The sequence below is a fragment of the Roseospira marina genome, from assembly GCF_014197855.1.
In the GTDB taxonomy this organism is placed as follows: domain Bacteria; phylum Pseudomonadota; class Alphaproteobacteria; order Rhodospirillales; family Rhodospirillaceae; genus Rhodospira; species Rhodospira marina.
This window is the reverse complement of record NZ_JACIGJ010000030.1, coordinates 1-16,754: the sequence shown is the minus strand read 5'-3', so window position 1 is coordinate 16,754 and position 16,754 is coordinate 1. Positions and strand designations below refer to the sequence as shown.

Annotated in this window: 13 protein-coding genes and 1 tRNA gene; all 14 read right to left on the bottom strand. The window is 65.6% G+C overall.

Annotated features, from left to right (window positions below; translation table 11 throughout):
* Nucleotides 1-95 (bottom strand): GTP-binding protein (locus GGD82_RS20000; protein WP_184013333.1); only part of this gene is annotated, 95 nt, incomplete at its 3' end.
* Nucleotides 96-147: 52 nt separating this feature from the next.
* Complete coding sequence (gene fusA, locus GGD82_RS19995; RefSeq protein WP_150063537.1) at nucleotides 148-2,226, bottom strand: elongation factor G; 2,079 nt, start codon at nucleotides 2,224-2,226, stop codon at nucleotides 148-150.
* Nucleotides 2,227-2,299: 73 nt separating this feature from the next.
* Complete coding sequence (gene rpsG / locus GGD82_RS19990) at nucleotides 2,300-2,770, bottom strand: 30S ribosomal protein S7 (protein WP_150063538.1); 471 nt, start codon at nucleotides 2,768-2,770, stop codon at nucleotides 2,300-2,302.
* A 12-nt stretch (nucleotides 2,771-2,782) separates the two neighbouring features.
* Nucleotides 2,783-3,154: a 30S ribosomal protein S12 gene (gene rpsL, locus GGD82_RS19985; RefSeq protein WP_150063539.1), complete on the bottom strand. Its 372-nt coding sequence runs from the start codon at nucleotides 3,152-3,154 to the stop codon at nucleotides 2,783-2,785.
* Nucleotides 3,155-3,665: 511 nt separating this feature from the next.
* Nucleotides 3,666-7,907, bottom strand: a complete 4,242-nt coding sequence (rpoC, locus tag GGD82_RS19980) for a DNA-directed RNA polymerase subunit beta' (protein WP_150063540.1) — start codon at nucleotides 7,905-7,907, stop codon at nucleotides 3,666-3,668.
* Nucleotides 7,908-8,052: 145 nt separating this feature from the next.
* Nucleotides 8,053-12,234: a DNA-directed RNA polymerase subunit beta gene (rpoB, locus tag GGD82_RS19975; protein WP_150063541.1), complete on the bottom strand. Its 4,182-nt coding sequence runs from the start codon at nucleotides 12,232-12,234 to the stop codon at nucleotides 8,053-8,055.
* 364 nt (nucleotides 12,235-12,598) lie between these two features.
* Nucleotides 12,599-12,982, bottom strand: coding sequence for a 50S ribosomal protein L7/L12 (gene rplL / locus GGD82_RS19970; RefSeq protein WP_150063542.1), 384 nt, complete (start codon nucleotides 12,980-12,982; stop codon nucleotides 12,599-12,601).
* A 66-nt stretch (nucleotides 12,983-13,048) separates the two neighbouring features.
* Nucleotides 13,049-13,570 carry a 50S ribosomal protein L10 gene (rplJ, locus tag GGD82_RS19965; RefSeq protein WP_150063543.1) on the bottom strand — a complete coding sequence of 174 codons (522 nt, stop codon included), beginning with the start codon at nucleotides 13,568-13,570 and terminating at the stop codon, nucleotides 13,049-13,051.
* Nucleotides 13,571-14,115: 545 nt separating this feature from the next.
* On the bottom strand, nucleotides 14,116-14,817 hold the full coding sequence (rplA, locus tag GGD82_RS19960; RefSeq protein ID WP_150063544.1) for a 50S ribosomal protein L1: 702 nt from the start codon (nucleotides 14,815-14,817) through the stop codon (nucleotides 14,116-14,118).
* A 5-nt stretch (nucleotides 14,818-14,822) separates the two neighbouring features.
* Entirely contained in the window at nucleotides 14,823-15,251 is a 429-nt protein-coding gene (gene rplK / locus GGD82_RS19955) for a 50S ribosomal protein L11 (protein ID WP_150063545.1), read from the bottom strand.
* 185 nt (nucleotides 15,252-15,436) lie between these two features.
* Nucleotides 15,437-15,967 (bottom strand): transcription termination/antitermination protein NusG, encoded by a 531-nt coding sequence (gene nusG, locus GGD82_RS19950; RefSeq protein WP_150063546.1) that lies wholly within the window; start codon nucleotides 15,965-15,967, stop codon nucleotides 15,437-15,439.
* 6 nt (nucleotides 15,968-15,973) lie between these two features.
* On the bottom strand, nucleotides 15,974-16,171 hold the full coding sequence (secE, locus tag GGD82_RS19945; protein ID WP_150063547.1) for a preprotein translocase subunit SecE: 198 nt from the start codon (nucleotides 16,169-16,171) through the stop codon (nucleotides 15,974-15,976).
* A gap of 166 nt (nucleotides 16,172-16,337) precedes the next feature.
* A tRNA-Trp gene (locus GGD82_RS19940) sits at nucleotides 16,338-16,413 on the bottom strand.
* Between the two features lie 233 nt (nucleotides 16,414-16,646).
* A partial coding sequence (locus tag GGD82_RS19935; protein ID WP_184013324.1) for an EF-Tu C-terminal domain-related protein occupies nucleotides 16,647-16,754 on the bottom strand: 108 nt, incomplete at its 5' end.

Below are 16,754 nucleotides of genomic sequence, written 5' to 3'. Positions count from 1 at the left end.
ATCGCCGCCGTCAGCGTCGTCTTGCCGTGGTCAACGTGCCCAATCGTGCCCACGTTGCAATGCGGCTTGCTGCGGTCAAACTTTTCCTTCGCCATTCTCTCTGGTCTCCGTTCGCACGGTCGGTTTGTCGTTGCACCGTCGGCGGCGTCAGCCCGCCATCTTCGCCTTGATTTCCTCGGACACGTTGCTCGGCACCTCGGCGTAGTGGTCGAAGTGCATCGTGTACTGTGCCCGCCCCTGGCTCATCGACCGCAGGGTGTTGACGTATCCGAACATGTTGGCCAGCGGCACCGACGCCTGCACCACCCGTGCGTTGCCGCGCTGGTCCATGCCGGAGACGTTACCGCGCCGGCTGTTCAGGTCGCCGATGATGTCGCCCATGTATTCCTCGGGCGTCACCACCTCGACTTTCATGACGGGTTCCAACAGCTTCGGACCGGACTTCGGCATGCCCTCGCGGAAGGCCGCCCGGGCCGCGATCTCGAACGCCAGAACGCTGGAGTCCACATCATGGTAGGCGCCGTCGATGAGCGTTGCCTTGAAGTCCGTGCAGGGAAAGCCGACGATGACGCCGGTGTCCAGCTGGCTCTTCAGGCCCTTTTCGACGCCGGGGATGTACTCCTTCGGCACGGAACCACCGACGATCGTGCTCTCGAACTCAAAGCCCGAGCCGGGTTCCAGCGGCGCGAAGGTGATCTTGACGCGCGCGAACTGGCCCGAACCGCCGCTCTGCTTCTTGTGGGTGTAGTCGATGGTGTGTTCCTTAGAGATCGTCTCGCGGTACGCCACCTGCGGCGCACCCACGTTCGCGTCCACCTTGAACTCGCGCTTCAGGCGGTCGACGATGATCTCCAGATGGAGCTCGCCCATGCCCTTGATGACCGTCTGACCGCTTTCGACGTCGGTCGACACGCGGAACGACGGATCCTCTGCGGCAAGGCGGGCCAGCGCCATCCCCATCTTTTCCATGTCCGCCTTGGTGCGCGGCTCCACGGCGACCTCGATCACGGGGTCGGGGAATTCCATGCGCTCCAGGACGACCGGCTTGGCCGGATCACACAGCGTGTCCCCGGTGGTGGTTTCCTTCAGGCCCACCACGGCCACGATGTCACCCGCCGACGCCCACTTGATCTCTTCGCGGTTGTTCGAGTGCATCAGCAGCATGCGGCCAACGCGTTCGCGCTTGCCCTTCACCGAGTTCATCACATAGGAGCCGCTTTCGATCGTCCCCGAGTAGATGCGGGCGAAGGTCAGCGAGCCGACGAACGGGTCGTTCATGATCTTGAACGCCAGCGCCGAGAACGGCGCCTGATCGTCGGCCGGACGCTCGGCCGGGGTATCGGTGTCCGGCAGCACGCCCTTAATGGCCGGCACGTCGTACGGCGAGGGCATGAACTCGACCACGGCGTCCAGCAGCGTCTGCACGCCCTTGTTCTTGAACGCGGAGCCGCACAGCACCGGCACGAACATCTGATTGATGGTGCCCTTGCGGATGCAGGCCTTCAGGGTCTCTTCATCCGGCTCGTTGCCCTCGAGATACGCTTCCATGGCGTCATCGTCGGCTTCCACCGCCGTCTCGACCAGGGCCTCGCGCAGCTCCTGCGCCTTGTCCTGCAGGTCGGCCGGAATGTCCACGTAGTCGAACTTGGCGCCCAGGTCCTCACCGTGCCAGACGATGCCCTTCATCTTGATGACATCGACGACACCGACGAAGTCGCTTTCCGACCCGATCGGGAAGTTGATGACCAGCGGCCGCGCGCCCAGCCGATCGACGATCATGTCGACGCAGCGGAAGAAGTCGCCGCCCATGCGATCCATCTTGTTGACGAAGCACATGCGGGGCACGCCATACTTGTCGGCCTGACGCCACACCGTCTCGGACTGCGGCTCCACACCGGCCACGGAGTCGAACACGGCGACCGCGCCATCGAGCACACGCAGGGAGCGCTCCACCTCAATGGTGAAGTCCACGTGCCCCGGGGTGTCGATGATGTTGACGCGATGGTCCTTCCAGAAGGCCGTGGTCGCGGCGGACGTGATCGTGATGCCGCGCTCCTGCTCCTGCTCCATCCAGTCCATGGTCGCGTTGCCATCATGGACCTCGCCGATCTTGTGCGACTTGCCCGTGTAATACAGGATTCGCTCGGTCGTCGTGGTCTTGCCGGCGTCGATATGCGCCATGATCCCGATATTTCGGTAGCGCTCAATCGGGGTCTCGCGTTTCATCTCGGTTTCCTCGCGGGCCTGGACGTCTGGATGCGCGGATGCGGATCGGTGGAACGGGCAAAGCCCGGAATTTTTACCAGCGGTAGTGCGAGAACGCCTTGTTGGCCTCGGCCATACGGTGCGTATCTTCGCGCTTCTTGACCGCCCCGCCACGATTGTTGGCGGCATCCATGAACTCGCCGGACAGACGATCAACCATGGTGGTCTCGGAACGCTTCCGGGCGAAGTCGATCATCCAGCGCAGCGCCAGCGCCTGACGGCGATCCGGGCGCACCTCGACGGGCACCTGATAGGTGGCACCACCGACGCGGCGGGAGCGCACCTCAAGAGCCGGCTTCACGTTGTCGAGGGCTTCGTGGAAGACCTTGACCGGATCCTGGCTGGTGCGCGCAGCGACCTTGTCCAGGGCACCATACACGATGCGCTCGGCCACGGACTTCTTGCCTTCGAGCATGACAGCGTTGATGAACTTCGCCACGACCTTGTCGCCATATTTGGCGTCGGGCAGAACTTCGCGCTTTACGGCGGCACGACGACGGGACATCGATCAGGCTCCTTACTTGGGACGCTTCGCGCCGTACTTCGACCGACGCTGTTTGCGGTCCTTTACGCCCTGGGTGTCCAGGGTGCCGCGAATGATGTGGTAGCGCACGCCCGGCAAGTCCTTCACGCGGCCGCCGCGGATCATGACCACCGAGTGCTCCTGCAGGTTATGCCCCTCACCGGGGATGTAGGAGGTCACCTCAAAGCCGTTCGTCAGACGAACGCGCGCAACCTTACGCAACGCGGAGTTCGGCTTTTTCGGCGTGGTCGTGTAGACGCGCGTGCACACGCCGCGCTTCTGCGGGCAGGCCTGCATGGCCGGCACCTTGTTTCTTTTGACCTGCGGCGTCCGCGGCTTGCGGATCAGCTGGTTGATCGTCGGCATGCAACAACCGTCCCTATATGTCTCGCTTCATGTCCGGCGCGCCCCAGCACGGAACGCCCGATGGCCCCAAAACCGTCGCCTTCACGGTGGTCCCAAGGCAAGCACGACGCGCCCTGAGGGGACGCGCCGGTACAAAAGAACCCCGTCGGCACCCTGAACGAGGCGCCCGATTCGGGGGGAGGCCGTTGGGCCTGCTCATGAATCTGACCCGGAGACGCCCGGGAGCAGGGGTTTGGGCCACCTGCCCGCGTCTCGGGAGGGCGCATACTATGCAGACGGCCCCACCCCGTCAAGTCCAGGCCGCTGAAAAACCGGTGTTTGGCCGGTTCCAGCGGGGTGTTCGCCCATTCGGATCCCCATGGATGGGCCCCGAGTGGGGTGAAAGCCCGGTTCCCGTGGCGCGAACGCCGGAGTCCCCGGGAAAAACGGTGGCACCCGGGCCGCGACTCCGCCCGATGGGGCCGGAGTCGCATCACCCGAGTCTCGTCGGCGAACCTCGTCCGCCCCGGCTTTACTCGTCGCCGGCGCCACCCTCAGCGCCGCCGTCGAACCCAGAGGCGGACGGATGGCCGGTGTCGTCGAGCGGCATGCGCACCACGACACCCTCGCCGCCCTCGCCCTCCAGCACCTCGGGGTGCTGTGCGGCGACCGTCTCCGCCATGACCCGATCGCGGTCGGCCGCGATCTGGCGGAAGCGGCCCATGGTCGCCCCGGTTCCGGCCGGGATCAGGCGGCCCACGATGACGTTCTCCTTCAGGCCCACCAGCGAGTCCCGCTTGCCAGACACGGCGGCCTCGGTGAGGACGCGCGTGGTCTCCTGGAACGACGCGGCGGAGATAAAGGAGTGCGTCTGCAACGAGGCCTTGGTGATGCCCTGCAGCACCGGATCGCCGAACGCCGGCCGACCGCCATCCTTGATGGTCTTGTCGTTCTCGTTGGCGAACTCCATCCGATCCACCAACTCGCCGACCAGGAAGGTGGTGTCACCCGGCTCGCGGATTTCCACCTTCTGCAGCATCTGACGGATGATGACCTCGATGTGCTTGTCGTTGATCTTCACGCCCTGGAGTCGATAGACGTCCTGGATTTCCTTGATGAGGTAATCCGCCAGCGCCTCGACGCCCAGCACGCGCAGGATGTCGTGCGGCACCGGGTTGCCGTCCATCAGCGGATCGCCCTTGCGGACGTAGTCGCCTTCCTGAACGGTGACGTGCTTGCCCTTGGGCAGCAGGTACTCCATCTCCGTGCCGTCCTCGGCCGCCACGATGATGCGACGCTTGGACTTGTAGTCCTTGCCGAACTCGACCCGACCGTCGATTTCCGTGATGACGGCGTGGTCCTTCGGCTTGCGGGCCTCGAACAGTTCCGCCACGCGCGGCAGACCACCGGTGATGTCACGGGTCTTCGAGCCCTCGCGCGGGATACGCGCCAGCACCTCGCCCGCCTTCACCTTCTGACCCGGCTCAACCGACAGAATGGCGTCCACCGACATGAAGTAGCGCGCCTCCAGCCCGTTCTCGAGCATGATGACCTCGCCGGACTCATCCCGCAGGGTGATGCGCGGCTTCAGGTCGCCCGACCGGGGCTGCGAGCGCCAGTCCACCACCACGCGCGACGAGATGCCGGTCGCCTCATCGGTGACCTCGCGCATCGACACGTTGTCGATCAGGTCGACGTAGTGCGCGATGCCTTCCTTCTCCGTCACGATCGGCAGGGTGTACGGATCCCACTCGGCGAGGCGCGTGCCCTTGCCGATGGTCTGGCCCTCGTCCACCAACAGGCGGGCGCCGTACGGAATCCGGTGGCGCGCCTTTTCACGTCCGAGCTCATCGGCCAGCACGACTTCCAGGTTCCGCGCCATGACGACGTGCGCCCCGCTTTCGGTCTTCACGACCTGGCGGTTCTCGATCTTCACGATGGCATCGAAGGCCGCGTCCACGCTCGACTGCTCGGCGCCACGCTGGGCGGCGCCGCCGATGTGGAACGTCCGCATGGTGAGCTGCGTGCCCGGCTCGCCGATCGACTGCGCCGCGATGACGCCCACGGACTCGCCCATGTTGACGTGCGTGCCGCGCGCCAGGTCGCGGCCGTAGCAGGCCGCGCAGATGCCGCGCTCCGCCTCGCAGGTCAGCACCGAGCGGATCTTGACCTGCTCGACGCCCGCCTGCACCAGCTTCTCGACGTCCGGCTCCTCGATCAGGTAGTTGCGCGGCAGCAGAAGTCCGCCGTTGTTGTCGAGCACATCCTCGGCCGTGGTCCGGCCCAGCACCCGCTCGCCGAGGGAGACGATGATCTCGCCGCCATCGACCACCGGGTTGACCGTGATGCCCTCCTGCGTGCCGCAGTCATCCATGCAGATGATGGCGTCCTGCGCCACGTCCACCAGACGGCGCGTGAGGTACCCGGAGTTCGCCGTCTTCAAGGCCGTGTCGGCCAGCCCCTTACGGGCGCCGTGGGTGGAGTTGAAGTACTCCAGCACGGTCAGGCCTTCCTTGAAGTTCGACACGATCGGCGTCTCGATGATGGAGCCGTCCGGCTTGGCCATCAGGCCGCGCATGCCGGCAAGCTGCTTCATCTGGGCGGCCGAGCCACGGGCCCCGGAGTGCGCCATCATGTAGACCGAGTTGATGGGCTTGCCCGGCTCGATCTTGGCGATCTCCTTCATCATCTCGTCGGCGACGCGGTCGGTGCAGTGCGCCCAGGCGTCGATCACTTTGTTGTACTTCTCGCCCTGGGTAATCAGGCCTTCGAGGTACTGGTGCTCGAACTCCTTGACCTGCGCCTCGGTCTCGGCGACCAGCGTTTCCTTGGTCGCCGGGATGACCAGATCATCCTTGCCGAACGAGATGCCGGCGCGCGCCGCCTGACCGTAGCCCAGAGACATGATCCGGTCACAGAAGATGACCGTCTCTTTCTGGCCGCAGTGGCGGTAGACGACGTCGATGACGTCCTGAAGGTCCTTCTTCCGCAGCAGCCGGTTGATGATCGAGAACGGCACGTGTTTATCACGCGGCAGCAGCGCGTAGATGCGCAACCGGCCCGGCGTGGTCTCCACCACCTTGATCTGCCGGTCGCCGTTCTCGTCCACCAGGTCCACGCGGCACTTGATGCGGGCGTGCAGGTGCACGCGGCCGTGGAACAAGGCCTGCTCGACCTCTTCCGCGCCGCCGAAGGTCATGCCCTCGCCGATCTCGCCCTCGCGCTCCATGGAGCTGTAGTACAGGCCCAGAACGATGTCCTGCGTCGGCACGATGATCGGCTTGCCGTTGGCGGGGCTGAGGATGTTGTTGGTCGACATCATCAGCACGCGCGCCTCAAGCTGGGCTTCCAGCGAGAGCGGAACGTGCACGGCCATCTGGTCGCCGTCGAAGTCGGCGTTGAACGCGGTGCAGACCAGCGGGTGAAGCTGGATCGCCTTCCCCTCGATCAGCACCGGCTCGAACGCCTGAATGCCCAGGCGGTGCAGCGTCGGCGCACGGTTCAGCATGACGGGGTGTTCGCGGATCACCTCTTCGAGGATATCCCACACCTCCGGCCGCTCCTTCTCCACCATCCGCTTGGCGGCCTTGATCGTGGTGGCGTAGCCGTACAGCTCCAATTTGGAATAGACGAAGGGTTTGAACAACTCCAACGCCATTTTCTTTGGAAGGCCGCATTGGTGCAGCTTCAACTCCGGCCCGACCACGATCACCGAACGACCGGAGTAGTCGACGCGCTTGCCGAGCAGGTTCTGACGGAAGCGGCCCTGCTTGCCCTTCAGCATGTCGGACAGCGACTTCAGCGGCCGCTTGTTGGCGCCGGTGATGGCGCGCCCGCGCCGGCCGTTGTCGAACAGGGCGTCGACGGATTCCTGCAGCATCCGCTTCTCGTTGCGGATGATGATGTCCGGGGCGCGCAGCTCGATCAGCCGCTTCAGGCGGTTGTTCCGGTTGATGACGCGGCGGTACAGGTCGTTCAGGTCCGAGGTCGCGAAGCGGCCACCGTCGAGCGGCACCAGCGGGCGCAGCTCCGGCGGGATCACGGGCACCACGTCCAGGATCATCCATTCCGGGCGGGTGTCGGACTCCATGAACGCCTCGACCAGCTTGAGGCGCTTGACCAACTTCTTGCGCTTGGCCTCGGAGTTGGTCTCCTTCAGCTCGAAGCGCATGTCGTCGCGCAGCGATTCCAGCTCGATCGCCTTGAGCATCTTCTGCAGCGCCTCGGCGCCGATGCCAGCCTCGAAGCTGCCCTCGCCGTACTCCTCAACCGCGCGCTGGTACGCCTCCTCGCTCAGCAGCTCGTTCTGCTTCAGCGGGGTCATACCCGGTTCGATGACCACGTAGTTCTCGAAGTACAGGACCCGCTCCAGGTCCTTCAGCGTCATGTCGACCAGAAGGCCGATGCGGCTGGGCAGCGACTTCAGGAACCAGATGTGCGCGACCGGGGCGGCCAACTGAATGTGGCCCATGCGCTCGCGGCGCACCTTGGACAGGGTGACCTCGACGCCGCACTTCTCGCAGATGATACCGCGATACTTCATGCGCTTGTACTTGCCGCACAGGCACTCATAGTCCTTTATGGGACCGAAGATGCGCGCACAGAACAGGCCGTCGCGTTCCGGCTTGAAGGTACGGTAGTTGATCGTCTCCGGCTTCTTGATCTCGCCGTAGGACCACGAGGCCACCTTTTCGGGGCTCGCGATGGAGATCTTGATCTGGTCAAACGACTGGGTGCCGGTGACCTGACCGAAGATTTTCATCAACTCATTCATGAGACAGTCTCCGCCGGTTCGCGGGTGTGGGCGGCGCGCGGGGGAAGCACGCCGTCCCTACTGTGGATAACCCACATGTCCGAAATATGGGCGGTGATCGCGTCCGCCACAGGGGACGCGATCCCGCTTCCGCTCGTCACAGGCGTTACGACGTGGACTGATCCATCTCCACATCGAGGCCCAACGACCGCATTTCCTTGATCAACACGTTGAAGGACTCCGGAATACCGGCCTCGAACGCGTCGTCACCGCGCACGATCGCCTCGTAGACCTTGGTGCGGCCGGCCACGTCGTCCGACTTGACCGTCAGCATTTCCTGCAACGTGTAGGCCGCGCCGTAGGCCTCCAGCGCCCACACTTCCATTTCACCGAAGCGCTGGCCGCCGAACTGCGCCTTACCGCCCAGCGGCTGCTGGGTGACCAGCGAATACGGGCCGATGGAGCGCGCGTGGATCTTGTCGTCCACCAGGTGGTGCAGCTTGAGCATGTAAATATAGCCCACGGTGACCGGGCGGTCGAATGGTTCGCCGGTGCGGCCATCGCACAGGGTCACCTGACCGGACGAATCCAGCCCCGCCTTGTCGAGCATGGTGACGATGTCGGCCTCGCGCGCGCCGTCGAACACCGGCGTCGCGATCGGCACGCCGTTGCGCAGGTTGCCGCACATTTCCAGCAGATCCGGCTCGGTCATGTCGACGATGACGTCGTTGTATTCCTTGTCGCCATAGATCGTATGCAGCCGCTCGCGCAGCGCCTCGGTCTGGCCGGTGCCGTGCTGGATCGCCTCCAGCATCTCCTGGACCTGATGGCCCAGGCCGCGGCACGCCCAACCCAGGTGCGTCTCGAGAATCTGCCCGACGTTCATACGCGACGGCACACCCAGCGGGTTCAGCACGATATCGACCGCCGTGCCGTCCTCGAGGTAGGGCATGTCCTCCATCGGATTGATCTTCGAGATCACGCCCTTGTTGCCATGACGGCCGGCCATCTTGTCGCCCGGCTGCAGCTTGCGCTTCACCGCGACGAAGACCTTGACCATCTTCAGCACGCCGGGCGGCAGTTCGTCACCGCGCTGGAGCTTCTCCACCTTGTCGTCGAAGCGATCGTGGATGCGCTCGATGCTCTCTTCGTAGGTTTTCTTGCGGGCCTCGACCTCGGCCATGACGGTGTCGTCGTCCACGACGATCTGGCGCCACTGGCCCTGGGTGAACTGGCCCAGAACCTCCTCGGTGAGCGGCACCCCGGTGGGCATGCCGCGCGGTCCGGAGACCACGGTTCGGCCCATCAGCACGTCCTTGAGCTGGGCGGAGAAGCTGCCCTCCAGGATCGCCTTTTCGTCGTCGCGGTCCTTGGCCAGACGCTCGATCTCGGCGCGTTCGATGGCCAGCGCGCGCTCGTCCTTGTCGACGCCGCGGCGGTTGAACACGCGCACCTCGACGACGGTCCCCGTCACACCCGGCGGCACCCGCAGGGAGGTGTCGCGCACGTCCGACGCCTTTTCGCCGAAGATGGCGCGGAGGAGCTTTTCTTCCGGCGTCATCGGGCTTTCGCCCTTCGGCGTGACCTTGCCGACCAGAATATCGCCGGCCTCGACCTCGGCACCGATATAGACGATGCCCGCCTCGTCCATGTTCTTGAGGGCTTCCTCACCCACGTTCGGAATGTCGCGGGTGATTTCCTCCTGGCCCAGCTTGGTGTCGCGGGCCATGACCTCGAACTCCTCGATGTGGATCGAGGTGAACACGTCATCGCGCACGATGCGCTCGGAGATGAGGATGGAGTCCTCGAAGTTGTAGCCGTTCCACGGCATGAACGCGACCAGCACGTTCCGGCCCAGGGCCAGCTCGCCCAGGTCCGTCGAGGGACCGTCGGCGATGATGTCCCCCTTCGACACCAGATCGCCCACCTTCACCAGCGGGCGCTGGTTGATGCAGGTGTTCTGGTTGGAGCGCTGGAACTTCCGCAGGCGGTAGATGTCCACGCCCGAAGCCGTGGCGTCGGTTTCCTCCGTCGCCCGGACCACGATGCGGGTGGCGTCCACCTGCTGCACAAAGCCGGTCCGGCGCGCCACGATGGTGGCGCCGGAATCGCGCGCCACCGCGCTTTCCATGCCGGTGCCGACGAACGGCGCCTCGGCGCGCACCAGGGGCACGGCCTGCCGCTGCATGTTCGAGCCCATGAGCGCGCGGTTGGCGTCGTCGTTTTCCAGGAACGGGATCAGCGCCGCCGCCACGGACACCAGCTGCTTCGGCGACACGTCGATCAGATCGATGTTGGCCGGGTCCACCAGTTCGTAGTCGCCGGCGTGCCGTGAGCTGACCAGGTCCGAGACAAAGCGGCCGTTCTCGTCCAGCTCCGCGTTCGCCTGCGCGACGGTGTACTTGCCCTCCTCCATGGCGGACATGTACAGGACCTCGTCGGTCACCTGCCCGTCCACGACGCGCCGGTACGGGCTTTCGATGAAGCCGTACTGGTTGACGCGGGCGAAGGTCGCGAGGCTGTTGATCAGGCCGATATTCGGGCCTTCCGGCGTCTCAATCGGGCAGATGCGGCCGTAGTGCGTGGGGTGCACGTCACGGACCTCGAAGCCCGCGCGCTCCCGCGTCAGACCGCCCGGGCCGAGGGCCGACAGGCGCCGCTTGTGGGTGACTTCCGACAGCGGATTCGTCTGGTCCATGAACTGCGAGAGCTGCGACGAACCGAAGAACTCGCGCACCGCCGCCGCCGCCGGCTTGGCGTTGATCAGGTCGTGCGGCATGACGGTGTCGATGTCCACGGCGCTCATGCGCTCGCGGATCGCCCGCTCCATGCGCAGCAAACCGACGCGGTACTGGTTCTCCATCAACTCGCCGACCGAGCGCACACGCCGGTTGCCGAGGTGGTCGATATCGTCCACCTCGCCGCGGCCGTCCTTCATCTCGACCATCATCTTGATGATGGACAGGATGTCCTCCTTGCGCAGCACGCGGACGGTGTCGGGCACCTCGTCGTTGGTGTAGCCCAGGCGCGCGTTCATCTTCACGCGGCCCACGGCCGACAGGTCGTAGCGCTCGGAGTCGAAGAACAGGCCCTTGAACAGCGCGTCGGCGGTCTCGAGGGTCGGCGGCTCGCCCGGGCGCATGACCCGGTAGATGTCGATCAACGCCTCTTCGCGCGACGTGTTCTTGTCCAGCGCCAGCGTGTTGCGGATATACGGGCCGACGTTGACGTGGTCGATGTGGAGGACCTTCAACTGCGTCACGCCGGAGCGTTCCATCTCCGCCAGCATGTCCTCGGTCAGTTCATCCCCGGCCTCGGCGAAGATCTCGCCGGTCTCCAGGTCGATCATGTCCTCGGCGGCGTAGCGGCCCACCAGTTCCTCGGAGAACACGCGCTGGCTGGTCATGCCCTCCTCGACCAGCTTGCGGGCGCTGCGCGGGGTGACCTTGGCGCCGGCCTCCATTTTGACCTCGCCGGTTTCGGCGTCGACCAGATCATGCAGCAGCTTCACGCCGCGCATGCGGTCCGGCTCGAAGGGAATCTTCCACCCCTTCTCGTCGCGCTCGAACGTCAGCGTGTCGTAGTAGTAGGCGAGGATTTCCTCGGCGGTCATGCCCTGGATTTCGAGCAGGTCCACGCCCTTGCCCTCGGCCGCGCGTTCGGCGCGCAGGGCCGTGGTCGCGCCGCCCTCGAGCGCGTACAGCAGAGTCGTGACCGGCAGCTTGCGGCGGCGATCGATGCGCACGTACACCAGATCCTTGGCGTCGAACTCGAAGTCCAGCCAGGAGCCGCGGTACGGGATCACGCGGGCCGCGAACAGGTACTTGCCCGACGAATGGGTCTTGCCCTTATCGTGGTCGAAGAACACGCCCGGCGACCGGTGCATCTGCGAGACGATGACGCGCTCGGTGCCGTTGATGATGAAGGTGCCGTTCGACGTCATGAGCGGCATGTCGCCCATGTAGACGTCCTGCTCCTTGATGTCGCGGATGGAGCGGGCGCCGGTTTCCTCGTCCACGTCCCAGACGAGCAGGCGCAGCGTCACTTTCAGCGGCGCGGCGAACGTCATGCCGCGCTGCTGGCACTCCTCGACGTCGTACTTCGGCGTCTCCAGATCGAAGCCGACGAACTCCAGTTCGCCCTTGCCGGCGAAGTCCCGGATCGGAAACACGGACTTCAGAACCTCCTGAAGGCCGCTGTCCGTGCGTTGCGCCGTCGGCACGCCCACTTGCAGGAACTGATCGTAGCTGCTCTTCTGCACCTCGATGAGGTTGGGCATGGGGGCCACGGTGGAGATGCGCCCGAAGTCCTTGCGGACCCGCTTCCGAGTTGTCAACGACTTGGTCATTGCCGCTCCTTGCCTGTTTGCCTGCCCGCGCGCGCCCCGGGGACGGTCACCCCGGGCGGAATCGTCGGCGTCCTGGCCGCCCCGTCCGTGGTCCCGCCGTCACGGATGAGTCGACCCTCGTCTCGGCCCGGGCCGCGCCTGACGCGCCCCGCCACCGTCCGGTCCCCCGAAAAACACCGGGTGGAGGCCCCGATCCCGCCGGCCCGCCGACGGCATGCGGCCCCCTCCACCCGTCTCCCGGGTCTCCGCGCCACCGCTCGCGCGATGCCCGGGGCCCCGGTCCTTTAACGCCCGAAAGCCGGAGGGACTCCGAGCGCCCCTCCGGCCTATCCGGACTGGTCGGATGTGAGCGTCGTCGGGGTCCTTACTTGACCTCGACGGTGGCGCCCGCTTCTTCCAGCTTCTTCTTCAGCTCGGCCGCCTCGTCCTTGGACACGGCTTCCTTCACCGGCTTCGGCGCGCCCTCGACCAGTTCCTTGGCTTCCTTCAGGCCAAGGCCGGTGATGGCACGGACTTCCTTAATGACGTTGATCTTCTTGTCGCCCGCGGACGCCAGGATCACGTCAAATTCGGTCTTCTCTTCCTCGGCGGCGGCGGCTTCGCCACCACCCGCGGCAGCCACGCCGGCCACGGCCACGGGGGCCGCGGCGGACACGCCCCACTTCTCCTCGAGCATCTTGGAGAGCTCGGCGGCCTCCAGGACGGTCAGGGCGGACAGATCTTCAACAAGCTTTTCAAGATCGGCCATTGTATTAAGCTCCTCGTCGGATCGACTTGAACAGGTCGGGTTCGGTTGGGACTGGGAAGACGGCGATCACGCCGCCTCGCTCTGGGAATCGGCATAAGCCTTGAGCACACGGGCAAGCTGACCCGCCGGCGCCTGGGTGACGCTGGCAACCCGCTGGGCGGGCGTGGTGAGCAGGCCAACGAGCTTGGCTCGCAGTTCGTCGAGGGACGGCATCTTGGCCAGCGCCTGAACACCATCGGCGTCCAGAACGCGGCCCTGCATGGACCCACCAAGGATGACCAACTTGTCGTTGGTCTTGGCGAACTCCGCGCAAGCCTTGGCCGCCGCCACCGGATCGGCCGACGTGGCAATCGCCGTCGGTCCGGTGAACAGGTCGGCCAGATCCTCGAAATCCGTTCCCGCCAGGGCGAGCTTCGTGAGCCGGTTCTTCGTGACCCGGAACTTGGCGCCGGAGGTGCGCACCTTGCCACGGAGAGTCTCCATCTGATGCACCGTCAGCCCCTGATAGTGGGCGACGATACAGACGGACGACTCCGTGAACTCGGCGTGCATCGCGGCAACGAGTTCCTTCTTTTCGTCTCGGTTCACTTCCGTCTCCGCTGACTGGGTTCGCGGTCCGGGCCGGCCCATGTGGCCCGACCCCCGCCGCGAACGCGGTTCGTGTCCTCGCGTCCGCGCCGTCCGGAGTCCCGGTCCCGTCTCCGCCGCCCGGGTGTCCCGAGACGCCGGCTTCCGAAGCCGATCCCCCGCGCCGGCATGGAGCGCGGGACCTGCCCACGGAAAGTTCAAGCCGTTCCGCCGAGGACCTGTGCGCCACGCCCGGAGCCGAAACCCCACGCGCGCCGCCCGACCCTCGCCGGTCGAACACCGTCACTCCCCGTCTACGCGGGCGGGATGCCTCCCTTCAAGGAGCGGACGTCCGCGCACGGACCCCGCACCACCCACGGTCTCGGACAGGCTGGGACGGAGCCGGGCCCGGGACATGTGCCCCGAACATCGGATCCGATCCCCTATCCGGTCGCACGGAACCGCCCCCGCGAGGAGACGGCGCCGCGTCAACCGAAACTCATCCGAACCCGGCCACCCCTGACGGGCAAAGCCGGGACCGGCACATATCCTCAGCCGCCCCCGGTTTAGACCGGGGTGGCCACCGAGCTGACGTTGAGCCGCAGACCCGGGCCCATCGTCGAGCTGATCGAAATCTTCTTCACATAGGTGCCCTTGGCGCCCGTCGGCTTGGCCTTGATGATCGCATCCACGAAGGCGTGGATGTTTTCGGCCAGCTGCTCGTCGCTGAAGCTGACACGCCCCACGCCACCGTGGATGATGCCCGCCTTCTCAACGCGGAACTGCACCTGACCGGCCTTGGCCGCCTTGACGGCGTCCGCGACGTTCGGGGTCACCGTGCCCAGCTTCGGGTTCGGCATCAGGCCGCGCGGACCCAGGATCTTACCCAGGCGACCGACCACACCCATCATGTCCGGCGTCGCGATGCAGCGGTCGAAGTTGATGGTGCCGGCCTGCACCTCAGCCATCAGATCCTCGGCGCCGACGACGTCCGCCCCGGCGGCCTTCGCCTCCTCGGCCTTGTCGGCCTTGGCGAACACGGCGACGCGGACGGTCTTGCCGGTGCCGTGTGGCAGCGACACGACGCCGCGCACCATCTGGTCGGCGTGACGCGGATCGACGCCCAGGTTCATGGCCACTTCGACGGTCTCGTCGAACTTGGCCTTGGCGCGCTCCTTGATCATCGTGACGGCCTCGGCCACGTCAAACGCGGCGTTCCGGTCCAGCCCCTCGTACGCGGCGCGGAGCCGCTTTCCCTTGGTCGCCATGGTCCTTACTCCTCCACGCTCAGGCCCATGGACGACGCCGAGCCCTTCACCATCTCCATCGCCGCCTCGACCGTCGGACAGTTCAGGTCCGGCATCTTCTGCGTGGCGATCTCGCGCACCTGCTCCAGCGTCACGGAGCCGATGGTCCCGCGCCCCGGCGTCTGGGTGCCCTTGGACACGCCGGCCGCCTTCTTCAGGAAGTAGCTGACCGGCGGAGTCTTGGTGACGAACGTGAAGGACCGATCACCGTAGGCCGTAATGACCACGGGAATCGGCATCCCCGGTTCCATGTTCTGCGTGGCCGCGTTGAAGGCCTTGCAGAATTCCATGATGTTCAGGCCGCGCTGGCCCAGCGCCGGACCCACGGGCGGGGACGGCTTGGCGCCACCGGCCGGAATCTGGAGCTTGATGTACCCTACGATCTTCTTCGCCATGATATCCTCGGCTCATGATACCCCGCCGTGGCGGAGCCCCCTCGATCAGGGGTCCAAGGGAGTGTGGTGCGGCCCGCCGAGGCCTTTCGGCGGCGACCTCCCACACCAGGAGGAACGCGGGCAAACCCCGCGCCCGGGCGCCGCGCCGGCCTTCGGGGCCGGGCCACGCCAAAACGAACGGTCGGTCAGAGCTTCTCGACCTGCGAGAACTCCAGCTCGACGGGCGTGGATCGCCCAAAAATCGACACGGACACCTTCAGGCGCGCCCGCTCGTCATCCACGTCCTCGACCACGCCGTTGAACGACGCGAACGGACCGTCGGCGACGCGCACCTGCTCGCCGATGTCGAACGTGATCGACGGCTTCGGCCGCTCGATGCCTTCCTGCACCTGACGCAGGATGTGCGTGACCTCGGTCTCCGAGATCGGCGCCGGTCGGCCGCGCCCCCCCAGGAAGCCGGTCACCTTCGCCGTGTTCGTCACGAGGTGCCAGCTCTCGTCGGTCAAGGCCATCTTGACCAGCACATAGCCCGGGAAAAACTTGCGCTCCGCATTGACCTTCGCGCCACGCCGAACCTCGACCACCTCTTCGGTGGGCACCAGGACCTCTTCAAACAGGTCTTCCATGCCCTTCTGGGCGGCCTGTTCGCGGATCGACTGGGCGACCTTGTTCTCGAAACCGGAGTACACGTGAATGACGTACCAACGGGCCTCCATGCCTGCCTATCCTCCCAGGCCGAAAATGAGCTGGACGCCCCACGAGAGCACCTGATCGACGACGAAGAAAAACATCGCCGCCAGAAAAACCATGATGAAAACCATCAGCGTCGAGATGCCGGTTTCCTTGCGGGTTGGCCATGTGACCTTGCCCAGTTCCTGACGGACCTGCCTCACGAACTGGCCGGGATTGACTTTTGCCATGGGATCGCTGATCTCGCCCGCGTATACTTCGACAACTCGACCACCTCGTGACCACCGCCTAAGCGGACGCCGAGGCACCCCCGTCAGACGCGGCGGGCCCGGGCTCTCCGAGGGATCTGGAGGATCCTTCGGGCCCAGGCACCGGCGACTGGAATCGGTATGGCCATGGCAGGGGCGGCAGGACTTGAACCCGCAACCCCCGGTTTTGGAGACCGGTGCTCTACCAGTTGAGCTACACCCCTCCAGGGCCATGGGGTCCGATGGACCACGAGACGAACACAACGCGCGCCCCGCAGCCCCGGACTGGCCCCGTCCGCGCCGCCGTGACCCGAAGGGGATCACCGATGACGCTCCGGACGGAGCCGCAGTACTTAACCGGGATGATCGGCCGGATCAAGCCCTTTTTGCCCCGCACCCAAAGAACGCGAGACAGAGGATGTGAACCGGCCGCGCATCCCGTTCTCCACCACCGATGTTACTCGACGATGGAGGCGACGACGCCGGCACCGACGGTGCGGCCGCCCTCACGGATGGCGAAGCGCAGGCCTTCGTCCATCGCGATCGGCGCGATCAGGTTCACCAC